2 protein-coding genes are annotated in these 1,192 nt (G+C 35.7%); both read left to right on the top strand.

The genetic code is table 11. The features are described 5' to 3' along the window. Positions 1 to 161 precede the first annotated feature (161 nt). A complete protein-coding gene (locus E5A76_RS19610) occupies positions 162 to 863 on the top strand; it encodes a response regulator transcription factor (protein WP_053988177.1) in 702 nt (233 codons plus the stop codon). A 90-nt stretch (positions 864 to 953) separates the two neighbouring features. Further along, positions 954 to 1,192 (top strand): J domain-containing protein (locus tag E5A76_RS19605; protein WP_161119952.1); only part of this gene is annotated, 239 nt, incomplete at its 3' end.

Below are 1,192 nucleotides of genomic sequence, written 5' to 3'. Positions count from 1 at the left end.
ATTCCTTTATTACTGGAAAAATTAGTGTTTATAACCGTTATTAGCCATATTAATAAGTGTCAGATAGTAATATTTGATGTAATTGTAAAAGACATAATGTTTTATGATAAAGGATGATCATCAAATAAACCTATTAAGATAGTAACCATACAGGTGATGATGTGATTTGGGTAAATTGTTGTCATAAAGAAAAACACACCAGTACCAAAGATATTTTGTTGCAATATCATAATCTGGTTGATGTATCTCCATTTGAAATATTATTAACAATGACGGGTTTTGAGTTGATATTTATTGAAATACAAGACTCTCAATCAAATGGCTTTAAATTATTACGTACCGTTAAGCAGCGTTTCCCTGATGTTAAAGTCGTTATTGTTTATCATGATTTAGATGCGGAGTTAGCGGTTTCTGCGCTACGCGCAGGGGCTGAAGATATTTTGTCGAGTAATGCGACAAGGCAGAAGGTTGATGCTTGTTTAACTCGTCTTCATACACATGATGACAATATGATCAATGCCGAAGACATTTCTCAGCGTGAATTGTCTATTTTGCCTGCTTTAACCATTATAGATAAAGATATAAGTGCGCCACTACGTGAAGAAGAGTTAGCCAGTGCTTGTCAATTCTCGTCAACGTACTTCTCACGTCTATTTCATAATATTATGGGAGTAACACTTAAACAGTACATTATTAAAAAGCGGTTGGATTTAGCCTGCGGCTTATTAAGCTCAGATCAAGAGAAAATCTCAGCAGTAGCCTTATCTGCCGGTTTTAAAGACGTATCCTATTTTTCACGGGTGTTTAAAAAACACATAGGTTGTTCACCGGGCGAATTTCGTGCGAGTCGTCAAAAAAAGTGAATGAAGGCACCACTTTCGGCGCTTAGTGGTTGCCTTCACAGCTTGTTCATTGCAGAGTAATTTTTACTTATCAAGTCAATAAAACTGGCAATGACAACATTTCATGATCTGCTTGGTACAACTGAGCATACAACTCCTAGTGAGATCAAAAAGCGCTATAAATTATTATCCCATCGTTTGCATCCGGACAAGTTAGGTTCGAGTGCATTAATGCAACTGATCACATCTGCTTATAATGAAATATTACAGGGTAATGGTAATAAAACTTGTGAATCAGTTTCAAGTGATAAGCTGATATTAACCAAGCAGTATGCGCAAAAATTAAAACA

The organism is Photobacterium lucens (assembly GCF_009873615.1).
In the GTDB taxonomy this organism is placed as follows: Bacteria; Pseudomonadota; Gammaproteobacteria; order Enterobacterales; family Vibrionaceae; genus Photobacterium; species Photobacterium lucens.
The sequence above is the reverse complement of the archived record's forward strand: the minus strand, read 5'-3'. Positions and strand labels throughout refer to the sequence as shown.